Consider the following 1,873-nt stretch of genomic DNA (forward strand, 5'->3'; position numbering starts at 1 on the left):
ACATAGATTGTTCTTGTCTGCAACAACTGTCGGTGCACTCGGTGGCGTGCCTTTGCTGATGATAATCTCATTAGATGCAACACTCGTTCCGCAAATATTCTCACATCTTGCGCTATAAGTACCTGGTGTGTTTACGGTAATCGAACTTCCCGTAGCATTGTTGCTCCATAATACTGTTCCGTTACATCCACTTGCCTCCAACTTAGCTACTTCAGTACCACAAATTTGAGTTTTATCTGTTTTGATAGTAGGTGTTGTTGGAGAATCACCAGTGCGTATAATTATTGGTTTCACACTTCTTGCAGTTCCACAACTTGTGATACAATCAACTGTATATGTACCCGACGTAGATACCTGAATCACACTTGTTGTTTCGCCTGTACTCCATTTCAAAGTTCCATTATTACATCCAGATGCCGTTAAAATTGCTTTTGCACCATCACAACAAATTTCTTTATCAGCTGAGATTTCTGGCACATCTGGCTTAGCTCCTTTGGTAATTATTATTTTATTTGACACATCACTTGAACAATCCCCTACTTTACAAGTCGCCCAATAAGTTCCTTCAATAGAAACTGTTATTGATGAACTTGTTTGTCCTGTTGACCAAATTACCTTACCGTTTGTACAACCTGCTGCTACTAATTTTACAGGTGTATTATCACAAATATCAACTGAGCCATCAATTTTAATTGTAGGAGATGCTGGTTTTTCCTTAATATCTACCGTCACTGTACCACTTGTCGAACATTCGTCTTTAGTTACAGTTATCGTATATACTCCCTCATTGGCTGCTGTAGCGCTAGCAATTGTAACTGTTTGACCATTTTGTGAGAAACCATTTGGTCCTGTCCATTTGTAAATGGCTCCGACACCTAAATCAGGAGCTTTTAATGTTAAAACTTCTCCTTCGCAAACCGAACCATTACCAGAATTAATTTCTGGTAAAGTTTTAATAGTAACGGAAGCCGTTGCGGTTCCTGTACAACCACTAGCATTAGTTACAGTTACAGTATACACTCCTTGATTTGAAGTTGTTGCCGGACTAATAACCGGGTTCTGAACACTTGAAGTATATCCGTTAGGTCCTTTCCAAGAATAGTTTGTACCACCGTCTGCTGTTAAATTAATTGTTCCACCTTCACAAACCGGAGAAGTAGCACTGATATTCGGAACTAAGGCTACAGGTTGAGAGACAATAATTCCACTAACCGTTGTTTTACAACCTTTAGCATCTGTTATTATAACACTATAAGTACCTGCCGCTAATCCTGATATTGTCTGAGTAGTTGAATTCGTATTCCACAAGTAGCTATACGGAGCATTACCACCTAATACATTGACAGTTACTGAACCATCTTTACCACCATAACAGGTTACATCAGTTTTAGATGGAGTTGCAGTAAGTGCATCTGGTTGTTTTACTTCAACCGTTGTGGTTTTAATACAACCGTTAATATCTTTTACAGTAAATGTATAAAGACCTGCTACCAGATTGTTAAAGATATTTGAAGACTGGAATGTAAATCCGTCTTTGCTATATTGATATGGTGTTGTACCTCCACCAGCTGTTAATGTTACAGTTCCATTAGCATCTCCATTACATTTTACATCTGTACCTATTCCAGTTAAAGTAAGTGGAGTTGGTTCAGTGATGGTTACACTGCCAGTTACTGTACATTTGTTCGCATCTGTTACCGTTACGGTATAAGTCCCTGCACCAATGCCGGTGATCTCTGCAGTCATACCGCCATTCGACCATTGGTAAGTATAACCTGGCGTACCGCCACTTACCGTGATGCTCGCTTTACCGGTCTTATCTCCGAAACAGTTGATGTCTGTCTTATCTGTTGTCGCTACCAGTTTCGTCGGT

General features: G+C 39.7%; 1 protein-coding gene. It reads right to left on the reverse strand.

Annotated elements, in window-relative coordinates; genetic code table 11:
• Positions 1-1,873: SprB repeat-containing protein (locus ACYVFA_RS23685; RefSeq protein WP_460474347.1), on the reverse strand; the 1,873-nt coding region annotated here is incomplete at both ends.

This window comes from Emticicia fontis, assembly GCF_054779675.1.